General features: G+C 40.9%; 18 protein-coding genes. 9 read left to right on the forward strand and 9 right to left on the reverse strand.

Annotated elements, in window-relative coordinates:
• Window positions 1-453: 453 nt before the first annotated feature.
• Together HWQ23_RS13065 and HWQ23_RS13070 are read right to left on the reverse strand one after the other, a co-directional pair.
• Window positions 454-1,065, reverse strand: coding sequence for a hypothetical protein (locus HWQ23_RS13065; protein ID WP_292828846.1), 612 nt, complete (start codon window positions 1,063-1,065; stop codon window positions 454-456).
• A 196-nt stretch (window positions 1,066-1,261) separates the two neighbouring features.
• Window positions 1,262-2,038, reverse strand: a complete 777-nt coding sequence (locus tag HWQ23_RS13070) for an ABC transporter permease (protein ID WP_292828849.1) — start codon at window positions 2,036-2,038, stop codon at window positions 1,262-1,264.
• Window positions 2,039-2,354: 316 nt separating this feature from the next.
• Here HWQ23_RS13070 and HWQ23_RS13075 point away from each other — a divergent pair, with 316 nt between their 5' ends.
• A complete protein-coding gene (locus HWQ23_RS13075) occupies window positions 2,355-3,503 on the forward strand; it encodes a DegT/DnrJ/EryC1/StrS family aminotransferase (RefSeq protein ID WP_292828852.1) in 1,149 nt (382 codons plus the stop codon).
• Between the two features lie 94 nt (window positions 3,504-3,597).
• Here HWQ23_RS13075 and HWQ23_RS13080 read toward each other — a convergent pair whose 3' ends face one another.
• On the reverse strand, window positions 3,598-4,344 hold the full coding sequence (locus tag HWQ23_RS13080; protein ID WP_292828854.1) for a DUF561 domain-containing protein: 747 nt from the start codon (window positions 4,342-4,344) through the stop codon (window positions 3,598-3,600).
• A 282-nt stretch (window positions 4,345-4,626) separates the two neighbouring features.
• Here HWQ23_RS13080 and HWQ23_RS13085 point away from each other — a divergent pair, with 282 nt between their 5' ends.
• The gene (locus tag HWQ23_RS13085; protein ID WP_292828857.1) at window positions 4,627-5,430 is read left to right on the forward strand and encodes a class I SAM-dependent methyltransferase; all 804 of its coding nucleotides are present in this window, start codon (window positions 4,627-4,629) and stop codon (window positions 5,428-5,430) included.
• A gap of 54 nt (window positions 5,431-5,484) precedes the next feature.
• On the opposite strand, the gene HWQ23_RS13090 is transcribed toward HWQ23_RS13085, so the two are convergent.
• A complete protein-coding gene (locus tag HWQ23_RS13090; RefSeq protein ID WP_292828859.1) occupies window positions 5,485-6,027 on the reverse strand; it encodes a Uma2 family endonuclease in 543 nt (180 codons plus the stop codon).
• An 85-nt stretch (window positions 6,028-6,112) separates the two neighbouring features.
• Between HWQ23_RS13090 and HWQ23_RS13095 the strand changes: the two genes are divergently transcribed.
• Window positions 6,113-6,709: a Uma2 family endonuclease gene (locus tag HWQ23_RS13095; RefSeq protein ID WP_292828861.1), complete on the forward strand. Its 597-nt coding sequence runs from the start codon at window positions 6,113-6,115 to the stop codon at window positions 6,707-6,709.
• A gap of 22 nt (window positions 6,710-6,731) precedes the next feature.
• Here HWQ23_RS13095 and HWQ23_RS13100 read toward each other — a convergent pair whose 3' ends face one another.
• Entirely contained in the window at window positions 6,732-9,086 is a 2,355-nt protein-coding gene (locus HWQ23_RS13100; protein ID WP_292828863.1) for a helix-turn-helix domain-containing protein, read from the reverse strand.
• Window positions 9,087-9,601: 515 nt separating this feature from the next.
• Here HWQ23_RS13100 and HWQ23_RS13105 point away from each other — a divergent pair.
• Entirely contained in the window at window positions 9,602-9,874 is a 273-nt protein-coding gene (locus HWQ23_RS13105) for a hypothetical protein (RefSeq protein ID WP_292828865.1), read from the forward strand.
• A gap of 115 nt (window positions 9,875-9,989) precedes the next feature.
• A complete protein-coding gene (locus tag HWQ23_RS13110) occupies window positions 9,990-10,217 on the forward strand; it encodes a hypothetical protein (RefSeq protein ID WP_292828867.1) in 228 nt (75 codons plus the stop codon).
• 224 nt (window positions 10,218-10,441) lie between these two features.
• Here the strand turns inward: HWQ23_RS13110 and HWQ23_RS13115 are convergent, their stop codons facing one another.
• Window positions 10,442-11,377 (reverse strand): hypothetical protein, encoded by a 936-nt coding sequence (locus tag HWQ23_RS13115; RefSeq protein ID WP_292828869.1) that lies wholly within the window; start codon window positions 11,375-11,377, stop codon window positions 10,442-10,444.
• A 384-nt stretch (window positions 11,378-11,761) separates the two neighbouring features.
• Between HWQ23_RS13115 and mnmA the strand changes: the two genes are divergently transcribed.
• Both mnmA and HWQ23_RS13125 read left to right on the forward strand, forming a co-directional pair.
• A complete protein-coding gene (mnmA, locus tag HWQ23_RS13120; protein ID WP_292828871.1) occupies window positions 11,762-12,817 on the forward strand; it encodes a tRNA 2-thiouridine(34) synthase MnmA in 1,056 nt (351 codons plus the stop codon).
• A 184-nt stretch (window positions 12,818-13,001) separates the two neighbouring features.
• Window positions 13,002-14,807 (forward strand): hypothetical protein, encoded by a 1,806-nt coding sequence (locus tag HWQ23_RS13125; RefSeq protein ID WP_292828872.1) that lies wholly within the window; start codon window positions 13,002-13,004, stop codon window positions 14,805-14,807.
• Window positions 14,808-14,873: 66 nt separating this feature from the next.
• Here HWQ23_RS13125 and HWQ23_RS13130 read toward each other — a convergent pair whose 3' ends face one another.
• The 3 genes from HWQ23_RS13130 to HWQ23_RS13140 all read right to left on the reverse strand — a co-directional run bounded on the left by HWQ23_RS13130 (window position 14,874) and on the right by HWQ23_RS13140 (window position 16,256).
• Window positions 14,874-15,209, reverse strand: coding sequence for a type II toxin-antitoxin system RelE/ParE family toxin (locus tag HWQ23_RS13130; RefSeq protein WP_292828873.1), 336 nt, complete (start codon window positions 15,207-15,209; stop codon window positions 14,874-14,876).
• Window positions 15,209-15,478, reverse strand: a complete 270-nt coding sequence (locus HWQ23_RS13135; RefSeq protein ID WP_292828874.1) for a type II toxin-antitoxin system ParD family antitoxin — start codon at window positions 15,476-15,478, stop codon at window positions 15,209-15,211. Before HWQ23_RS13135 ends, HWQ23_RS13130 begins: the two co-directional genes overlap by 1 nt.
• 124 nt (window positions 15,479-15,602) lie before the next feature.
• Complete coding sequence (locus HWQ23_RS13140; protein WP_292828875.1) at window positions 15,603-16,256, reverse strand: Uma2 family endonuclease; 654 nt, start codon at window positions 16,254-16,256, stop codon at window positions 15,603-15,605.
• Window positions 16,257-16,391: 135 nt separating this feature from the next.
• Between HWQ23_RS13140 and sat the strand changes: the two genes are divergently transcribed.
• Together sat and HWQ23_RS13150 are read left to right on the forward strand one after the other, a co-directional pair.
• Window positions 16,392-17,570, forward strand: a complete 1,179-nt coding sequence (gene sat / locus HWQ23_RS13145; RefSeq protein WP_292828876.1) for a sulfate adenylyltransferase — start codon at window positions 16,392-16,394, stop codon at window positions 17,568-17,570.
• A 254-nt stretch (window positions 17,571-17,824) separates the two neighbouring features.
• Window positions 17,825-19,984, forward strand: a complete 2,160-nt coding sequence (locus HWQ23_RS13150) for a caspase family protein (protein ID WP_292828877.1) — start codon at window positions 17,825-17,827, stop codon at window positions 19,982-19,984.
• The last annotated feature ends 268 nt before the right edge of the window (window positions 19,985-20,252 follow it).

Consider the following 20,252-nt stretch of genomic DNA (forward strand, 5'->3'; position numbering starts at 1 on the left):
AGTGTATCTCGCTAGAACACGAAAGGCTATAGTGAAGCTTACATAACTTCAGGAGTACTCACGGTGAATCAGATACAACTGACTTTAACTATTGGTTATCTGTTAATGACATGCTATTTTTTAAGCAATTGGTTAATATTTTTACTACGTCATCCTGTTTCCACTCCCGAAGATAAATTTTTATCGTTTGTAATGTTTTTGGTAACAACTATCTTCTGGCCTCTGATGATTCCGATGTCTTGTTTAGAAATGGTTCAAAAAAAGCGAATAGATTTTAGTAAACTGATTCCTGTTCTCTTAGCAATATTTGTATTTAGTATTTCATATTATTTTACCGAATAATTCATAATTTCTCGTCACGAATTGCATAGATATAAAGCAATACGCTTGGTGTTAATGATATTTTGCCCCGGAAGATTCCCCTTAAAACGAGGGGCTTAATTCGCCTTTCGGTTATTGTTTTTGTATTTTTAATTCACATTGTTGAAAAATATAATTAACCGCAGAAAATAATTTCTCTAAATCTTGAATTACATACAAATTTTTATTTCGAGTAAACACATCAGCAATCAACTTTCCAAATTCCCATATTTTGCCGTTAGAAACAATCCCAAAAACATCGCTGGTAAAATCATCGTTAATTCGCTGCACTGCGATCATTTCTGCTAAACACTGACCCCAACCTTCTTCAAATTTGTCCTGTTTAGCTTCAACTGTCAAAAAATAAGGTTTATCAAAAACAATCGTACCCAGAGGGTTTCGCTGTGTCACCGTATAATCTGGAACCCCTGATAAATCTTCATCGTAAGCTAATGTTTCATGGCTCCAAAGTGTTAATTTACTTCGGTAAGGTTTCCATACTTGTTTCAATACTGGATAGATGAGATTTTCACAAATAGCATCTTCAGAATTATCAATAACTCCATCTGTAAATAGCAAATCTAATTCCTCTTGGAAAGATTGTTCAACAGGAAATTCTAGTTCCAACATAAAATTAGACTGCACATACTTAATTTGAAATTTTTTAATGACTGCGCTAATACTTTTATAATTACTAAATGCCATTTTAATTTACCTATTATTGAAAACTATGTCACTGTTTAAACGCAGGTAATATGCCGAAAATATTTTCAGCACTCCCATTATTAAGCTAGCATCAGACTTTCTGAGGAAGCGATCGCAAAACTGAACCAAGCACTGTTGGTTGCTCTTGATCTGCCAGGGCAAGATGATGAGATACTCTTGGATGTAGATTAACCCTTCACCTCACCAACTGCGCGGCGGAGTTAAAAAACTGACGACACAATCCCTTAGTTAGTAAAACTGTTGTCAGTAAATTAGCGAAAGCAACCATAAATACAATCAAAATTTCGTAAGATACAGCATCCAGGGGTTTGACACCAGCTAATAACTGTCCGGTGGTAATTCCTGGTATTGCGACCATACCTATGAGTATCATTTGATTGAGAGTGGGAATCAATCCGGCCCTGATGGCGTCTTTGCGGTACTGGCTAACTGCTTGCTCTGGAGTTGCACCTAAGCTCAAGTGGGTTTCGATTTCGAGATGGCTGGAGTTAATGGTGCTGACAAGGCGATCGCCTGCGATCGCAGCTGCATTGGTAGCATTACCTAAAACTATCCCTGCCAGGGGAATTATATACTGTGGTTCATACCATCTGTCTGGTTGAATGATCAAGAAGTTGGTGTAAAGCACAGTCAGGGCGGTACTAATTAAAATTGCACCCCACACCAAAGGCAACACATAAGGAATTTTTTGGCTGATGCGATTTCGTGCGACAATCGCCGTAATTGTCAGCATTATTGCTAATAGCGCCAAAACTGCCCAAGCATTGTCCAAAGCCAAGATGAAATCTAAAATGTATCCCAATACAAGTAGTTGTAAGATGGTTCTCCCAGTAGCAAGGGCTAAATTAAACTCTAATCCTAATTTTTCCCAGGCAGATAAACCAATGGCGATCGCCATCAATCCCACAGCAATAGCTAAATCCACGAAATCCAGCTTGATCAGATCCTGCATGGGTTCTCTATCTCCTGGTATTTTATTCTCAAAGCAGTCCACACAAGAGGAACTTTGATCCGATGTGTTGGATCTTGAATGATATATATCACTTTCAGCAATTCAAAATTCAAAATGGTACGACCTTAACATGGCAAACACCTAGTATGCCTACTATCTGGAAATTAAATGTGCGGTAGTTTACCGCCCCACCATTTAAGTAAAAACCCTAATAGATGCGTATCTTGGGCGATAGTCTTTTAGTAGCCCGTTTTTGATTAAGCAAAAATTGACTGTCGAAGTGCATCCTTTGTATCTCCCGATAAAATGAGAACTCATGATCCAAAGTGTAAATCCCATCCCTGCCTTTGATATTAAGCAGCAATACACCACCATCGAAGCAGAAGTAAGTGCAGCTGTTTTAGAAGTTTTGGCTTCTGGCCGCTATATCGGCGGCCCCTTAGTCGAAGGCTTTGAGCAACAGTTTGCCGCTTATAATACTGTTACTGAATGTGTGGCTTGTAATTCTGGTACTGATGCGCTCTACTTAGCGTTACGAGTCTTGGGCATTGGTGCAGGCGATGAAGTGATTACAACGCCTTTCACCTTTATTGCGACATCTGAAGTAATTAGCGCCGTGGGTGCAAAGCCTGTTTTCGTTGATATTGACGCTACTACGTTTAATTTGGATGTGGAGCAAGTAGCGGCGGCGATTACACCCAAAACCAAAGCGATTATCCCGGTTCACCTATTTGGACAACCTGTGGATATGACATCATTGATGGCGATCGCTCAGTCTCACAATTTGGCAATAATTGAAGATTGCGCTCAGTCTACAGGAGCAATTTGGGCTGATCAAAAAGTCGGAAGCATTGGGCATATTGGTTGCTTTAGTTTCTACCCTACCAAAAATCTTGGTGGTTGCGGCGATGGCGGAGCAATAACGACTAATGACCCAGCGATCGCCACTAAACTGCGAATACTACGAGATCATGGCAGTAGAATTAGATATTTACATGAAGAAATCGGTGTAAATAGCCGCTTGGATGCTCTCCAAGCAGCTATTTTGCAGATTAAGCTACGTTATTTAGATATTTGGAATGATCGAAGAGGAGATATCGCCAACTATTACTACCAGTTCCTCAGTAAAATTCCGGGGATCATCCCGCCCCAAGAATTACCTGGGAGTATTGGAGTATGGAATCAATACACTATTCGCATATCAGGCCAAGGGCGAAATGGTTCTAGCGCCAAATATCGAGATTGGGTGCGTAGTCAATTGCAAGAGCAGGGCGTGAGTTCAATGATTTACTACCCCCACCCTTTACATTTGCAGCCAGTTTATCAAAGTCTGGGCTATCAAATTGGGGACTTACCAATAGCAGAGCAAGCTTGCCATGAAGTCATATCCTTGCCTATGTTCCCAGAACTAACACAACAGCAGCAAGACCAGGTGATTTATGCCTTGAAGGATTGTTTGGGGTGAGGGGAGTAGGGAGTAGGGAATAGGGAGGAAGAGGGAATAGGGAGTAGGGAATTTTAATATTCACCACTCCCCACTCCCCACTCCCCATTAAAAACTAAGCGATCACGCGGCTGCTAGCAGTCGCTAAGGCTTCTACTAAGCTACGCACGGCGGCAATCATTGCCACTTCGCTATTGAGTTGGTTGATGGCGGAACCAACACCAACACCAGCAGCACCAGCCGCGATCGCTAAAGGTGCGGTAACGCTAGAAATGCCTGAAGCACACAATACTGGTACTGACACCACACGGGAAATCTCAAAAGCTGCTGCCAAGGTGGGAGCAGCTTTTTCAATTAATCCTAGAGTTCCAGGGTGAACTGGATTACTGCTAGTACCGCCTTCGGTTTGGATAATGTCCGCTCCAGCTTTCACCAGTTCTTCTGCTAACTGTACCTGTTGATCTAGTTCCAGGATGTGGGGAACGGTGACAGATAGGGTGATTTCTGGGAAAAGAGCGCGGGTTTGCTTAGTCAGCGCTAGCACTTCTGGAGCCTCAAAGCGGCGTCCTTGAGCATAAAAGGAATCGAAATTCCCGATTTCAATTAAATCAGCACCAGCTGCCACAGCTTGCACAAATTTCTCTGGTTCTACTGCTGATACACAAATTGGTAATTTTGTCAAAGTTTTAGCTAGCTGGACTAAGGCTGCATCGGCGGCAATATCGACAAAAGTAGCACCGCCAAATTCAGCAGCTTTAACGGTAGCGGCGACGCTAGCGGCGTCGAAGTTATTCAAGCCGCTAATCACTTTCAGAACGCGGCGGTTAGTAAATGCACGTTGGAGTGTGGAATATATCGTCATGGTTGGGCTTTTGATAGCTACGAAAATTAGGTATATTCTACCGTCCCTCAGTTGATGAAGGACTAAATCACTATAGTAGTTGCCAAATTTTGATAGTTTTATTCTTTTTTCGGATTTGCGTAGTTTACCGCCGCAGGCATCGCTATCTTATAAAATTTTGCTCTTGGAGTTTACTCTCCCCATTCAGCTAGGTATTAAATGCAGCACAGCAATACCATATACCATAAAGTTTAGCAGATACCTATGTGAAAATAATTAAGTTATTCTTTTCGGGAGGAAGATATGACTGAAGAAATAATCGCAAAGTTTGATGAGAAAGAAATACTTGAACTCTGGGATAATAGAGCGGGAGACTGGGATATTCAAGTTGGCGAGGATGGCGACAGCAATCGAATTCTCAACTCAGATCCAGTACTATGGAGTTTCGCTGGTAATGTTGCGGGATTGTCTGTCCTCGATGCTGGTTGTGGCACAGGATATCTGGCACGCCAGCTTTGCCTTAAAGGAGCCAGTGTAACTGCTGTAGATTTTTCACCTCAAATGATCGAAATTGCTCAATTCAGAGCTAGCCAAAATAATCTAGATATAGATTTTCATTTGGATTCATGCACTGAACTCAAGTCGCTTCCAGATGAGCAATTTGATCTGATCATCTCCAATTACGTTCTCATGGATTTGCTTGATCTCGAAGGAGCAATAAGGGCATTCAATCGTGTTCTCAAGCCTAGTGGTATTGCAATCTTGGTGTTCTCACATCCTTGTTTTCCCCAAGGCAACTCGACGACTCTAAATGAGGATGGGACGGTTTGTTATGGTTGGACTTCTTCTTATTTTGAAAGGACGCAACGCAACGACCAACCTTGGAACCATTTTACAACACCATTTATCTGGTTTCATCGTCCTCTTTCCGATTACTGGAAAGCTTTCAAGGCAGCAGGTTTTTCTGTGGACGAATTTGAAGAGCCAAGAATTACCCCAGAGCGATATCATCTTGCAGAAAACGACCAGAAGCTCTTCAATTCCAAAACACGTCCCTATTCGGTAGTTTTTAAACTCCAGAAAGTTAAAATAATTCGTAATTCGTAATTCGTAATTCGTAATGGGCTACGCCCCGCTACGCTAACGTAATTCGTAATTATCCTAATCAAACTCTGGAGGCCACAAATCTGCAATTGGTACTTCCCATCCTGGGAGCAGTTCGGGAACTGTTAAAACATCGCCATCACGGAGTATTATTGCCTCTTGTCCAAAGTTGTAAACTTCAACAATCCGCTCATCGGGATTGAGCAAAATTCCTACTTTAGTTCCCAAACTCAGAAATTCTTGAATCTTGACTCTTAGATCCTCTAAATTATCGCTAGGGGACTTCACCTCTACAGTCAAATCGGGAGCCAATTGAGCAAAAGACTTGGGACTGCGACGCAAGCGTTCGGCTAAAACAAATGAGGCATCCGGTGCGCGCAAATCTGAATTTGGCAATCTGAAACCAGCGCTAGAAGCTGTTGTTCGTCCGAGTTTGCGCGGTCTAACCCAGTTATCTAACTGGGCAATCATCGCGGCTGCGACCTCATCTGATTCGTATCCTGATGGACTCATAACAATAATATTACCCTTGACTAGTTCCATACGAAAGTCGGGATGCTGTTGCTGCATTTGTTCCAAGTCTTCAAGCGTCAGGGACATAAAACCTCTCTAGGAGCGATCGCTTTCTTTTGCCTAGAATTACTATATCGTAATACTTATAGACCTCTCCAGGAGCGATCGCCTCATGAATTCCCCAGTCATCGCCAAACCTGTCACTCCAAAGACTTCCTATGTTTTGCTGTATAACGTCAGTTGGGATCAACTAGAAAAGCTAGATGTAGACCTAGAAGGTACAGGTGCGCGACTAACTTATTTAGATGGAATTTTAGAAATTATGTCACCACCTTCCGATGACCATGAAGATGCTAAAAGTACTACAAGTCTTTTATTAGAGGCATACCTGAGAGAAAAGAAAATTCGCTTCTATGTTAGAGGAAGTGCTACACTCGGCAAACGCAAAGATGGTACGCGACGAGAACCAGATGAGTCTTATAACTTTGGGGCTAAAAAACCGATTCCAGATTTGATTATTGAAATTACTGTCACCAGTGGCGGCATTAATAAGTTGGATATATACAAGCGTCTGAAAGTTCCAGAAGTCTGGTTTTGGGAAGATGGGTTGCTTTCGGTATATTGTTTGCGAGACGAGGAATATGAAAAAGCGTCCCAAAGTTCTTTTTTCCCAGATTTAGATATAGAATTGCTAGCCCAGTATTCGCGTATGGCGGATCAGTATGATGCAGTCAATGAGTTTAGTCAGGTGATTCGAGAACATGGATGAAGGCAAAATCGAATAATATTGCTTATTTTTCAAAACACTCCATTGCTGTTTGTACTTTCTCAACTTGCTTGGGTGCTTGCATTTCGTTAAAGAGTGCGATCGCTTGCAGAAAAGTTTCCCTACTCTGAGCAATTTCACCCATTTTTTTATGAGTCAATGCAAACTGATAATAAGCCTCGGCTAAGTCTGATTTAGCACCGATTTTATCAATAATTTCTATTGCTTCTGAATGATTAAAAATTGCTTTTGTAAATTCTCCCTGTTCTCGAAAAAGTTCGGCGAGACAACTTATAGCTTTAGCTTTAATCTGGGTAAAGTTGTTTTCTTCAGCATGAAGTATAGCTTGTTGGCACAATTCAAAGGATTTTTTAAGATTACCTAAATTTTTATAAGTTAAGCAGAGATTTACTAAACTATGTCCTATTCCCCATAAAGTCACCCTAGTTGATGACATGGCATAAAAAGCCTGTTCAGCAAGATGAAAGGCATCTTCTCTGCTACCAGAGCATGATTTTATCAAAGCCAAACAGCATTGAGAATATGCCATATAATCATCAAGATTGCTATTTTGTTCAGCTAGGCTACAAACAGAATTGAAACAATATTCGGCTGCTTCTATTTCCCATAATTCAAGTTTGCAAAGCCCTGTATTGAATAAAATAGAAATTTTGGTTGGCTTCTCATCTAATTTACCTAATATTTTTCCGGATTTATCATAGCATTCTATAGCTTCTCTAATACACCCGATAATTCGATATGTATATCCAAGTATATTGTAAAGTTTAATTAGTCTTTCTGGCGATTTTATCTCGTCTATTAATCGTTTAATTACAGAGAAATTTTTCTGGAGCAGTCCCAGTTGGTAAAACGAGCAACCCAAAGGCAAACCTATACTCCAATGTTCACCTCGCCCTTGTAAAATTACATCACCAGCTTGCTCAAAATCACTAATTTCTACATAGTGATAATAAGCTTCTAAAGCCGTCAAGGCATCATTGATATTTTTGACTATTTCAACCTGTTGCGTCCAAAATTGTGCGGCTTTTCGGTTTACTAATTCCCATTCTTCATTGACTAACCTTAACCTACTAATCGCTTCATCACGAATTACAGGATGCAGCCAGTATTGTCCTTTTTTCGCTTCTATTAAAGACAAATCTTGGAGAGCTTTAATTACGCCTCTACGTTTGGGTTCTGGTACATCCCAAAGCAAACATAAAACTCCCTCGATAGGTAATGAAGTAATATCTTGATAACGATAGCATCCTAAACGACACAGGAGGCGATAGGCTTCTAAGTCATTTTCTTGGAGACGGGTAAATTGACTAGCAACTAAATCTTTTAATTCTCTTTCTATTAATAAATCTGTACAGTTTTCTTGCCAATAAGTATGTATATCACCGTGAAAATCTGTCAATATTGCTCCTCGGAGAATTTGCATTGCTTTGGCGTTACCTCCACAAGCTTTGCACATTTCACTGAGAATAGTAGAATCACAATTGATGTGGCGGCGGCTGAAATACTGTCGCCAAGCTCCATCATCTAAACCTTCTAGTGTATAGAGATGAACTTCTACACTAGACTCTCGCAAACGCTCACGACTTGTGACTAAAGTAACTGAATGCACATCTGAATCTGCTAATACTCTTAATAGGTCAACATAAGGGCGACGATATTCGATAAACTTGCCATTTTTATCGAGAGCAGTTTCTAGATTGTCAATAAATACCCCAATTTTAACAGTTTGCTCTCGCAGTTTCCGCCGTAATCGCTTTAAATTGATGCCAAAATCGCGTCCCGGTTCTTCGTTAAAGTCTCGCCGCAGCCATTCTTCAACCACACTCTCTACAGGAGTGATGTTTTGGATTTCTGTGGCCATCCATAGTTCCAGAACAAAATCAAATTTTTGACTTTTAAAATATTTGCGTGCTAAGGTTGTTTTGCCAACGCCGCCTTTACCCTGGATGAGGATAACTTTTGCTCCTCGACTGACGAGGGTGTGGAGTTCGGCTATTTGGCGATCGCGCCCCACGAAGTTAGAATCTAAATCTTGGGAATTAGTGCTGTTAGTCGCTATATCTGGAATATCGGGGTTTTTTTGCGAGTGTTGGCTTCTTCTAAATCCCTGAACCACTCCCTGGAAGGTAGATTTTGAGACTTTCACTCCTAGCACTTTTGATAGTAAATGCCAAAGTTCTGCACCAACTGCTTTTAAATGCGCTTCTGTATAATTACAGCTATTGGCAATATCCTGGTAAGTCCGCTTTTCATCCTCCCACAAATGACGCAAGATAATCCTTTGAGTTTTATCTAAGTGTTCTCCCGTCTTGAGAAAAACCAAGTTATCTACAAACTCTAAGGCTTCTTCTACACCCATTTGCGAACTTGATGTATCATTTGTAATTCATTATAACCATATTTTTACTACTTATTCCTACCTAGTATACTACAAAATACTTTTTCCTACTCCGTAAAACACTTACTTTATCCGACTGCAAAGCCTTTTTAACTGTATTACTCTTGTAAGTAATACAGGCAAAGTTAAGTTAAGCGCCTTCCAAAAGTGGTTGAGGAAAGATTTAGAGAGCGCGACTACTGCAAGCTTAGTAAATCACACATATTACTTGTTACTGTCCCATATTAATGACTCATGGAAGTGGTGTCTACTAAACAGGCAGTGGGTATTAACTAACTAGATTCTGTAGAGCATATTTACAACTAAGTAAGTAAGTCGGTGAGAATAAATCAAACTAGATTAAGTAATGTAAAAAATCTTGAGATTAGTTCGTAGTGAGGACTTTAGTCCTCAAATGATGGCTGAAGCCCTCACTACAAACCTTGAATTATTCACACCGCTCTACTTATGTAAGTCTTTACCCTACAGGAGGTTCAATGATGTTAGACAAAGATTGTCATCATGATTGCAATCAAAATCAGTGCCCCTTTGCTCAAGATACACGTAATCCCAATAGATATGTTTGCCTCAAATGTGGTGTTGAGCGAGAAATAAATAAGTATTCCTCCGGTTTCGGCTCGTTTTTGTTGCTGTTGTTGGGCTTGTTTATTTTGTTCCAACTATTAGCTAATTATGACAAGCAAAACGATCCACAAAGGCAGCAACAGTCTGGGAATAATTCACCGAACAAGGCAATTTTTCACCTGTAAAACTAATACTGTTCAGACTGCGTATGATTTTCCATAGCCTGATTTTTTCAGGGAGCATGGAAAATCAAAAAGAATATTCACTGCTAAAAATTGAGCTACTTTCGTGAGTAAAATTATGAACACTAATCAGGATACGCTTTTATTTCGCTTTGCTTCTAAATCCTTGAAATATTTCTTGTTGGTGCTATTTGGGATTGCGATCGCCTACGTTCTATCCAGTGGTTTAGGTTTCTTACAAATCATACCCATACTGCTGTACCTTTTACAACAGTTTTTGCTTCCACTGGGAATTATCCTGTTGTGTTTAATTACAACAGCAGTAATTATTGAATCCCTGCGTTAAGAATCGAGGGAGTGGGGAGTAATTCAATTTTGGATTTGAGATTTGAGATTTGAGATTAACCGCATACTTCATGTAGTTGCTCTGGAAAAGGAATTTTGGATTTGAGATTTATCCTTAAATCCAAAATCCGTCTTGGAAAGTTCTGATACCTGCGGCGGGCTGCGCCAACGCCAAAAGCCGGGGCTGAGACTTTCCGCAAAATCTAAAATTGAATGACTTCTAACTTATTTCCCGTAGTAAACCCTGGCATTACCGTATCCTAAATTTCGCAGATATTTATTCCATTCCTCAGCTTGGAATCGCTCAGGGAAAGGCCCTACTGCTACGTGTGGCCCTCGTGGTTGCCTCCTTTCGAGGACTCCGCCAGTTCGTCGTAAATCTTGGCTAAATCGACCTAGATTCTGCCTAACTTGTGCTGCGATCGCAGGTAACTCTTCTGAAGTGGTGGGAATGGCGACATAATATCTAGAGACTGGCCTAGTAGCACTTATATTACTGCGATCGCCTACAAAGCTTCTATTGCTTGCACCTATTTCCTCTCCGTTAGCGAAGCTGATAATCCGGGCGCTATATATGCCTCGTGACTGTAACTCACTCACCCGTTGTTGGGCGTTAGATACTCTGTTAAAAACACCTGACTGAATTACATTCCGTCCTTTATACTGGCGAATGTAAGCACTGGGTTCAATCCGACGTATTTGTTGTAGCGTCTGTAAATCACTACCCTCAACGTAAACTAAATAGCGCTCAGTCTGGTTATATTGACTAAACTGTGCAGGTTGGGAGGGCCCAAAATTCTGCTCTAATTGATTGTTTTGTAATGGTTGAGAGGGCCCAAAATTCTGCTCTAATTGATTGTTTTGTAATGGTTGGGAAGGCTCAAAATTCTGCTCTAATTGATTGTCCTGTACTACTTGGACTGGTTGTAACTGCGGTTGACTAAAGGGAATTATTGGCGGTGGCGGTAAAATTTCACCTGCTTGTTGAGCCAGTAGCACGTTGCTGTTGTGGATTTGTGCTTGTGCTGGGCTAGAGTCGGGAATCAGCACTAACCATCCTCCCACTAACAACAAGAGAAGTCTGATAGTGGGCTTCCAACCCTCAGAACTTCGGCGCTGCATCTGAAATGGCATAAATTGACTTGGTATTCCTCTCGACATAGTAGTTAGAAACTAATCAAAATATTTTTAGGCAATTTCCATCAGGAACTAATTAGTTCACCGTTGTAGCAACTATATAGCGTTAACCTAAAATTAGCTCATCTGCGTGGCAAAAAATGCATCTGTAACTTAAATCTTAGATAAGGATCATGGGGGAGTGAACAGCGATGTCTCCGACGGACTATGACGCTTGTTCGCTCTTAGCGTCTCCCCTTCTCCCAAAGGGAGAGGCTAGCGCCTGCCGTAGGATGCCCGCAGGGCTGTAGGGAGATGACTCGCTATCGCTGACTTCAGTTACTTGAAAACTGAAGTGCTTTCGTAGCAAGGCAATGAAAGAGTGTGTGCTACAATTGGACAACCACGCAGCTATCGTGTGTGCTTTGTATGAAAAAAGTCGTCGTTGGTCTTTCTGGTGGCGTTGACAGTTCCACCGCCGCAGCTATCCTGCACCATCAGAGCTATGAAGTGATTGGTTTGACTCTTTGGCTAATGAAAGGCAAAGGTCAATGTTGCTCTGAAGGTATGATCGACGCGGCTGATCTCTGTGAACAACTGGGGGTTCCGCATCAGGTTGTAGATATTCGGGATCTCTTCCAGACCCATATTGTCGATTACCTGGTGACTGGTTACAGTGCTGGGATCACGCCTTTGCCTTGCTCCCAGTGCAATAAAACGGTGAAGTTTGGGCCAATGGTGCAGTATGCTCGTGAAGAATTGGGATGCGATCGCATTGCCACCGGTCATTATGCCCGAATTAGCCATGACGAAGCAACTGGACGTTACCAATTATTAAGGGCTGTTGACCGCAACAAAGACCAGTCATACTTTCTCTATGATTTGTCTCAAGATTTACTTGCAGCAACGATATTTCCTTTGGGCGAACTAGAAAAAACTGACACGCGCCGCATTGCAACTGAATACGGACTAAAAACTGCTGATAAGCCAGAAAGTCAAGACTTATGCTTGGTGGAAAGTAACGGTTCCATGCGGGCATTTTTGGATAAATATTTAGCTCCCAAAATAGGCAATATTGTAGATGTCACAGGCAAAATTTTAGGACAGCATGATGGTGTCCATCATTACACCATTGGACAGCGCAAAGGCTTAGGGATTGCGGCTGCCGAACCGTTGTATGTGATTGAATTAGATGCGGAAAATAATAAAGTAGTAGTAGGCGATCGCACAAAAGTAACTCAGCCAGAATGCACTGTAAATCGGGTAAATTGGGTTTCTATTGCCGAACCATCGACCCCAATTCATGCCGAAGTCCAAATTCGCTATCGTTCAACAGCTACACCAGTGACGGTGATTCCGTTGGAAAACTCCCGTGTGCGTTTGGTGTTTGATGAACCCCAAATCAGCATCACTCCCGGACAAGCGGCGGTGTGGTATGACGGGGAGAAAGTGTTAGGTGGCGGAATTATTGAACAGTTTAGTTGAACCCAACCCCGGTTTCGTTAGTAACCAAAACCTCCCCTCTCCGTGTAAGCGAGGAGGGATATTTTATTTCTAATAGAAATGCTAATTTTTGGATTTATTGAAGTCAACTCAACCTAATATTTGGTATCCATAGTCTTTACTATTAATATTTTCACATTTTAAGTTTTCCACAGATTAAAAATCTATGTATGAAACTTTTATTGACCTTGATGAACTGATAGTACGCTGTAGAGATAAACAAGCTAAAAAATTTATTCAAGAGGCTGTTGCTTGTTATAGGGCTGGGGCATTTCGCTCTTGCATAGTTGCTACATGGAATGCAGTCGTATTTGATTTTCTTCACAAACTAAGAGAACTGGATCTTCTAGGAAATGGTGAAGCATCTAGCCTATTAAAGCAATTTGAAAATATAAGTTCAGCATCAAAAGTGAAAGATTTGTGGCAATTTGAGTCAAGTATTCCAGATTTAGCTCTCACAAAATTTGAGCTTATTTCATCTGTAGAAAAGTCAGATATAGAAAGATTATTTGAGGATAGAAGTCGATGTGCTCATCCATCAATGACATCTTTAGAAGAACCATTTGAGGGTACAGCAGAACTAGCACGCTACCACTTGAGAAGTGCCGTAATGCATCTATTGCAACGCCCGCCTGTTCAAGGTCGCTCTGCTCGTGAAAGGATTTTCCAAGATATTAAATCTGATTATTTTCCAACAGACCCTGAATTAGCAGCACAATACTTTCAAAAAAGTCCACTTGCTCGTGCACGTTTTATCTTGATTAAAGATATAGTACTAGGTTTAACTATAAGTTTATTGACAGACAATTTCCCTGAAGATGAAAGAGCACGTCAGTTTTCTGCCTTAAATGCTATATATAGAATATATCCCAAAGAAACAGTAGAGATTTTAGATAATACCCTATCCAATATTATTATTAATAAGGTGAATGATGCAAATTGGCATAAGGTAATAATATATCTTGGAAGTATTAAAGGTTGGGATGTATTGAGCGACTCATGTCAGATAAAAGCCAAATCGTTTATTGAAAAACTTGAGGTATTTGATGGCTCTTCAACATTAAATAAACGTTTTTTACCTAAAATAATAAATATTTTAGTAAAAGCATCTTATATATCTTTTCTTAAAGAATATGTAATTAATAAACTAAAAAATATTCCTTTAAAAGATTTATTACTTATAAAAGAGCTTTGCGAAGATAAAAATTTCAAAAAAGTAGTAATTAATGATCTTTTTAGAGGAGCAGTTCCACAAGCAAATTTAAATGAACTTATTTTAATAAGGTTAGAAGCAGATGAAAAACTAGATGGACTAATCGAGCCTTATCTAAGAGAGCAGCTAAAAGAAGCTTCTCTAGAAAAATTAGTTTTAATAATGTTAAGGTATGAAAATGAATCATTAAATCAGTTGATTGAGCCTTGGTTAAAAAACAAAATAAATGATGCTCCTTTGGATGAATTACTTGAAGCTAGAAGAAACTACCAAGTATTAGATGTACAAAATGAGGAATTGACTAAATTATTTGATGATTGCGTGAGCAAGCTTATTAGTAAATTATCTTTTGATGAAATAATTGAGCAATCAGAATATTGGGATGAATTTTCTGATGATTCATTTCAGAGTCTTTTAAAAGAAAATATACCGATTATAGTTTCTAAATTTATAAATTCTTATTCTTACGTAAATGCAATTTCTAACACTGACCTCATAATTAAAATTGCCGAACATCTTAGTATAATACAGTGGGAACAAGTTTTAGAAGCTTTTTGTAAAAATAATCAAATATATGGCTCTCGCCATTGCCCTGGTAGATTTTGTTTACTATTAAAAAAGTCTGTAGACATCAGTGGGACTATACCGTACTATTGGTTATCTTTCCGAGAAGAGCTTAATAAAAAATTTAAGTTTAAAGACGTTGACATTGACAGACTTAAAAATTTAATTGACTCTTATCAAATAGCCGAGTTTTAAGTAAATTATAGTTCTAGAACAGCGATCGCTTATCCTAAAAGTGACGCAGTAAAATACTCGTAATTATTATTCCAAGTCATTCTCTCCTAAATCTTCATCCAAGATTGTTTCAATATCTCGTCCGCCATAAATGACTCTAAGAATCTCTACACCGGAATCCGAAGTCAGATAAAAAACAAGATACTTTTTAAATCCTTTTATTGCTTGCTGTCGAACACTAGCTAAATCGGGATGAGAGAATTGACAAGATTTTCCCATTCCTGGCATTTTACCCAGTTGTTTGAAAGTTGTTTCTGCTGCTGCAAGAAACCTATCTGAAGCTTCCAAGTTATCTTCTGCAATATAAGTCGCTAATTCTATCAAGTCGCGGATGACTTGCGGTCGTTTGCTTACGTCGCTCATTAACCTTGGTTTGACCCTTTATGCTTGGCGATTCTTTCCCGCACAGCTTGGCGGATGTCTTCCCAATCGTCAGCAGTCATCTCAGTTGCATTCCCAGAATTTAGACCTTCTAAAAGCATCGCTTCCAAACGTTCAGCCGCTTGACGCTTTTGGTCTTGGCGCACTAACTCACGAAAATATTCACTGACGCTGCTGTAACCACCAGTTGCCACTTTCTCTTCTATATAAGTCCGCATCGCATCAGGGAGAGATATATTTATACTTTTCACTGGCACTACTTCCCTAATTTTTCCTTCATAATATTATTGTATGGCAATTTATGCCATTTATTGCCATACCAGGCTCAATGAGCAAAAGCGATACCTGCGGCGAACTAAATCTACGTGCTTTCTATCAAAAACTACTTCTATCTAATGCTCCTTCAAACTCTTTCAAAGCTTGTACAGTTCCTACTTGCCAAGCTCGTTCAACTGTAGCGGCAATAATTTGAGGTAGAGGGATATTTGGAAAGTTAGGACTGTTATCAGATTCGATGTAATGTCCATCCCTGAGTAAATAAATCCTCAGCTTTTTACTATCGTAAATCCATAGTTCTGGAACTGCGATCGCTTCATAAGCATCAAGAGTTGTTTTTGATGTTACATCTGTTTCAATAGCCAAATCAGCAGGCGGATCATCTGGTTCAAGTTTGCGACGACCAATCATTCTTTGGTAATTCTGGATGTAGAAGCAAGCATCCGGTTCTACCCCTGCTGTATTTTCACGCTTGAATGTAGTTGAACCAAAAGCTTCGTACCTTCTCCCTGTCTTCTTAAGCAAGATTTTGACAATATCTGAGATTAAGTCTTTTGACTTTTCGTGTTCGGGTAGAGGAACCATAAGTTCTAACGTAGACTTGCTATAAGCAACTCGTAGCGATCGCTTTTCTCCCAGTTCCTGCAAGATAGACTCAAATTCTTCCCAGCTTACATCTTGAATAGACACTGTACTACCAGGTTCTAGCCGCATCTGGCTAACAGGTTTAAAAACAGGTGATACAGCAGTCATAAGCAATTCCAAATAAGGGAACTCTTCAACGACTAAAGCCTAGACTAACTTTAGCCTAACTTAAATACGTACCAGCATTTGATAAGTTAGTACATAATCTGAAACAATAGCAATAAAAGCAAAGAGGGGATTACATTGAGTCACAATCCAGATGCCATAGCCCCCCACGGTGGACAGTTGGTTAACCGTATCGCCACACCAGAACAAAGAGCAGAGTTTCTTTCAAAAGCTGACTTTTTGCCGCGAGTGCAACTTGACGATCGCGCCGTTTCTGATGTAGAAATGATTGCGATCGGTGCTTTTAGTCCACTCACGGGTTTTATGAACCAGGAAGACTACGATCGCACTGTTACAGAAATGCGACTAGCTAATGGTCTTGTGTGGTCAATCCCGATTACACTATCGGTCAGCGAAGAAGTAGCTTCCCCATTGCAAGAAGGCGGCTTAATCCGTCTGGATAACTCCAGAGGCGAATTTATCGGGGTTTTGCAACTCACCCAAAAATATAACTACGACAAAACCCGCGAAGCCATAAATGTCTACCGCACTGATGATGCTAAACATCCAGGCGTGCAGGTACTCTATAACCAAGGTAATGTACATCTGGCGGGTGATATTTGGTTGTTGCAACGCGAACCTCATCCCCAGTTTCCCACTTACCAAATTGATCCAGCTGCCTCACGGCAACTATTTAAAGATAAGGGTTGGAAAACCATCGTTGGCTTTCAAACTCGCAACCCCATCCACCGCGCCCATGAATATATTCAAAAGTGCGCTTTAGAAATCGTTGATGGTCTATTTTTGCACCCATTAGTCGGGGCGACAAAAGAAGATGATATCGCTGCTGATGTGCGGATGCGTTGCTATGAAATTTTGCTGGAACATTACTACCCTTTAGACCGGGTAACTTTGGCAATTAATCCAGCCGCAATGCGCTATGCTGGCCCTCGTGAGGCCATATTCCATGCTTTAGTTCGCAAAAATTACGGCTGTACTCACTTTATCGTCGGACGGGATCATGCTGGCGTGGGTGACTATTATGGCACTTACGATGCTCAACATATCTTTGAAGAGTTTGCGCCAGGTGAATTGGGGATTGTGCCGATGAAATTTGAACACGCTTTTTACTGCACGCGCACTAAGCAGATGGCAACATCTAAAACTAGTCCCAGCAAACCAGAGGAACGCATTCACCTATCGGGGACAAAAGTTAGAGAAATGCTGCGGCGCGGTGAATTACCTCCACCAGAATTTTCCCGTCCAGAGGTGGCGGCAGAGTTGGCGCGGGCAATGCGGATAGAAGTACCCGTTTAGGGCATTGGGCATGGGGCATGGGGCATTGGTCACTTGTACTGAGCGTTGCCGTTGGCGTGGTTATAGAGCTTTGTCGAAGTGCAGCCCAAGGTAGAGAAGTATTGGGCATTGGTTATTCCCCTTGTCCCCCTTGTCCCCCTCATCTTCCTCATCTCCCCACACTTTGATCAAGCAAACAGCATCAACTGTAACTTTACAATATAGAGTTCAGCCCTGTAAGCTGCTATCTGGTAGCTAAGAGCTGATAGCTAATTATGAAACGGCGCAGGTTTTTACACAGAATTGGCTCAATACTCGCGGTATTGGGGGTAACTGAAGCTGAGTGGTTGACTTTGGGAAATCGCTATTATCAAGCTTTGGCACAACCTAGTCCGCGTAAGTTGGCATTGTTAATAGGTATTAACCAATACCCACACATTCCAGCCCTAAGTGGTTGTTTGACCGATGTGGAACTACAAAGAGAACTTTTGATTCATCGCTTTGGCTTCCAAGGGTCAGATATCCTAACTTTAACTGAGGAACAAGCTAGCAGGGAATTCATTGAGGCAGCTTTTTTAGATCACTTGAGTAAGCAAGCTAAACCTAGTGATGTGGTTGTCTTCCACTTTAGCGGCTATGGTAGTCGTGCCAAATTGGAAACATCGCCAGATACAATCCAAAATGCTCTAGTACCAGCTAATGGAAGTAATAAATCACAAGATGAGAAAATAGTCAACTACATATTAGAAGAAACTCTACTGCTATTATTGCGATCGCTCCCTACAAACCAAGTAACAGCAGTATTGGATACTAGCTATTATGCTCCTAGCACAGTCTTAGGGTTAAAAATTCGCGCCCTTCAAGAGTCAGAAGCAAAGCTAGCAGCAGAGGAACTCGACTTGCTCAAACAACTTAAAACTCAGAAGTTACCCAGTACTCCGATTGTTTTAGCAGCTACCTCAGAATCAAAGCAGTCGGCAAGAGAAGGACTCTTTTCTGGTTTTAGTGCTGGGTTATTTACCTACGCCTTGACGCAGTATTTGTGGGAATTCACCCCAGCCAGCACAATTCAAGTCGCCTTCTCTTATGTGGAAAATTCTCTATCCAAATTGGGTAGCAAACAGCAACCAGGGGATCTGGAAAACCTCTCTCCTAAGAGGAGAGCTTTGAATTCTCCCCCTTCCCTTGTAGGGAAGGGGGCTGGGGGGTTAGGTTTCGCCTCTTCTTTTCCAGACAGTATCATTGGTGCAGAAGGCGTGGTGAGTGCTATTGAAGAAGACGGCAAAACAGTCCATCTCTGGTTGGCAGGATTACCTCCACAAGTGCTGCTATACTACGGAGTTAATTCTCGATTCAGCCTAGCAACAACAGAGCAATTGGTATTGCGATCGCGGACTGGGTTAACAGCAAAAGCGCAAATTTCCAAAATTGATAGTACAACTCCTCCACAAGTCGGGCAACTCGTCCAAGAAGCAGTCCGGGTTTTACCCCGAAATATTAATTTAACAATAGCTCTGGATACTGGATTGGAAAGAATTGAGCGGGTAGACGCCACAAGTGCCTTTGCCGGATTTTCCCATGTGTCCACCGTAGTAGCAGGAGAAAAACCAGCTGATTATATATTTGCTAAGTTACAGGAAATTCCCAGTCGTTATGGTCTATTTTCTCTTGGTGGCGAGCTAATTCCCAATACCAGTGGGGAAGTAGGAGAAGCAGTAAAATTAACAGTGCAAAGGTTAGCGCCGAAATTATCAACCTTGCTAGCAGCAAAGTTATGGCGACTTACAGAAAATCAAGGTTCTTCCCGATTGGCTCTCAAGGCAACCTTAGAAATAATTAGTGACATATCGCCTCGCGTCGTCATGCAGCGCGAAACAATACGAACTTTTAAAACTGAAACTTCGATTAAAAAATCAGCCCCCACTCCGATTGTCCCTATCGGTAGTCGAATGCAATATCGCGTGGAAAATCACAGCGATCGCCCAGTATATTTAATCTTGCTGGGATTAAACAATAATCATACAGCAATTGCCTTTTACTCTTGGGAAACCCCCCAAGAACCAAACACTGCGGACACCAAGCCCCTCCTCAAAGAAGTCGTCATCGCCCCAGGTGAAACCCTCACCCTACCCCAAACTAATGCTGCTTCCGAATGGGTGATTTCAGGGCCAGCTTTCTTTTACGAACAACAACTGATTGTTAGTACTGCCCCCTTTAGCGAAACTCTCGCCGCTTTCAAGGCTGCTAACTATTCCACAGCCGAACAAGGGCCGATTGGCCTGTTGTTGAATTCCTTAGACGTTGCACAAGACTTGCTACAAGACTTGCATAACGCCAGTGCCCTCAAAACGGAGATGAACGTCACAGCAGCCGACTCATATATCTTTGATGTGAATAGTTGGGCAAGTTTTAGCTTTAGTTTTCAAGTAATCTAAACACAAAATTCAGTATTTTAGTTGTGTAATGATATTAGCCAAATCCTATTGAAATAATTTAATTTTTTATCTATTTGATATTTTTAGACTACTTAGATTTTAGATGAAAAAGTATATCTTTTCCGCTTAAGAAATATTTTATACCAGTAAAGCTGTATTGGTGATTATAACTTTAGTTGTATCTCTATTGATTATCAACATTACCCAACTTGAGTACTTTCCTCATAAAGTATAACTATAAACCATAAAATCTCTCTAGGACTTATGC

This window comes from Nostoc sp. JL33 (assembly GCF_017114985.1).
Taxonomy (GTDB): Bacteria; Cyanobacteriota; Cyanobacteriia; order Cyanobacteriales; family Nostocaceae; genus Nostoc.

Coding starts and splice junctions, on each gene's coding strand:
- HWQ23_RS13065 (WP_292828846.1), bottom strand. CDS start 1,065: ATGGCATTTAGTAATTATAAAAGTATTAGCGCAGTCATTAAAAAATTT.
- HWQ23_RS13070 (WP_292828849.1), bottom strand. CDS start 2,038: ATGCAGGATCTGATCAAGCTGGATTTCGTGGATTTAGCTATTGCTGTG.
- HWQ23_RS13075 (WP_292828852.1), top strand. CDS start 2,355: ATGATCCAAAGTGTAAATCCCATCCCTGCCTTTGATATTAAGCAGCAA.
- HWQ23_RS13080 (WP_292828854.1), bottom strand. CDS start 4,344: ATGACGATATATTCCACACTCCAACGTGCATTTACTAACCGCCGCGTT.
- HWQ23_RS13085 (WP_292828857.1), top strand. CDS start 4,627: ATGACTGAAGAAATAATCGCAAAGTTTGATGAGAAAGAAATACTTGAA.
- HWQ23_RS13090 (WP_292828859.1), bottom strand. CDS start 6,027: ATGTCCCTGACGCTTGAAGACTTGGAACAAATGCAGCAACAGCATCCC.
- HWQ23_RS13095 (WP_292828861.1), top strand. CDS start 6,113: ATGAATTCCCCAGTCATCGCCAAACCTGTCACTCCAAAGACTTCCTAT.
- HWQ23_RS13100 (WP_292828863.1), bottom strand. CDS start 9,086: ATGGGTGTAGAAGAAGCCTTAGAGTTTGTAGATAACTTGGTTTTTCTC.
- HWQ23_RS13105 (WP_292828865.1), top strand. CDS start 9,602: ATGATGTTAGACAAAGATTGTCATCATGATTGCAATCAAAATCAGTGC.
- HWQ23_RS13110 (WP_292828867.1), top strand. CDS start 9,990: ATGAACACTAATCAGGATACGCTTTTATTTCGCTTTGCTTCTAAATCC.
- HWQ23_RS13115 (WP_292828869.1), bottom strand. CDS start 11,377: ATGTCGAGAGGAATACCAAGTCAATTTATGCCATTTCAGATGCAGCGC.
- mnmA (WP_292828871.1), top strand. CDS start 11,762: ATGAAAAAAGTCGTCGTTGGTCTTTCTGGTGGCGTTGACAGTTCCACC.
- HWQ23_RS13125 (WP_292828872.1), top strand. CDS start 13,002: ATGTATGAAACTTTTATTGACCTTGATGAACTGATAGTACGCTGTAGA.
- HWQ23_RS13130 (WP_292828873.1), bottom strand. CDS start 15,209: ATGAGCGACGTAAGCAAACGACCGCAAGTCATCCGCGACTTGATAGAA.
- HWQ23_RS13140 (WP_292828875.1), bottom strand. CDS start 16,256: ATGACTGCTGTATCACCTGTTTTTAAACCTGTTAGCCAGATGCGGCTA.
- HWQ23_RS13150 (WP_292828877.1), top strand. CDS start 17,825: ATGAAACGGCGCAGGTTTTTACACAGAATTGGCTCAATACTCGCGGTA.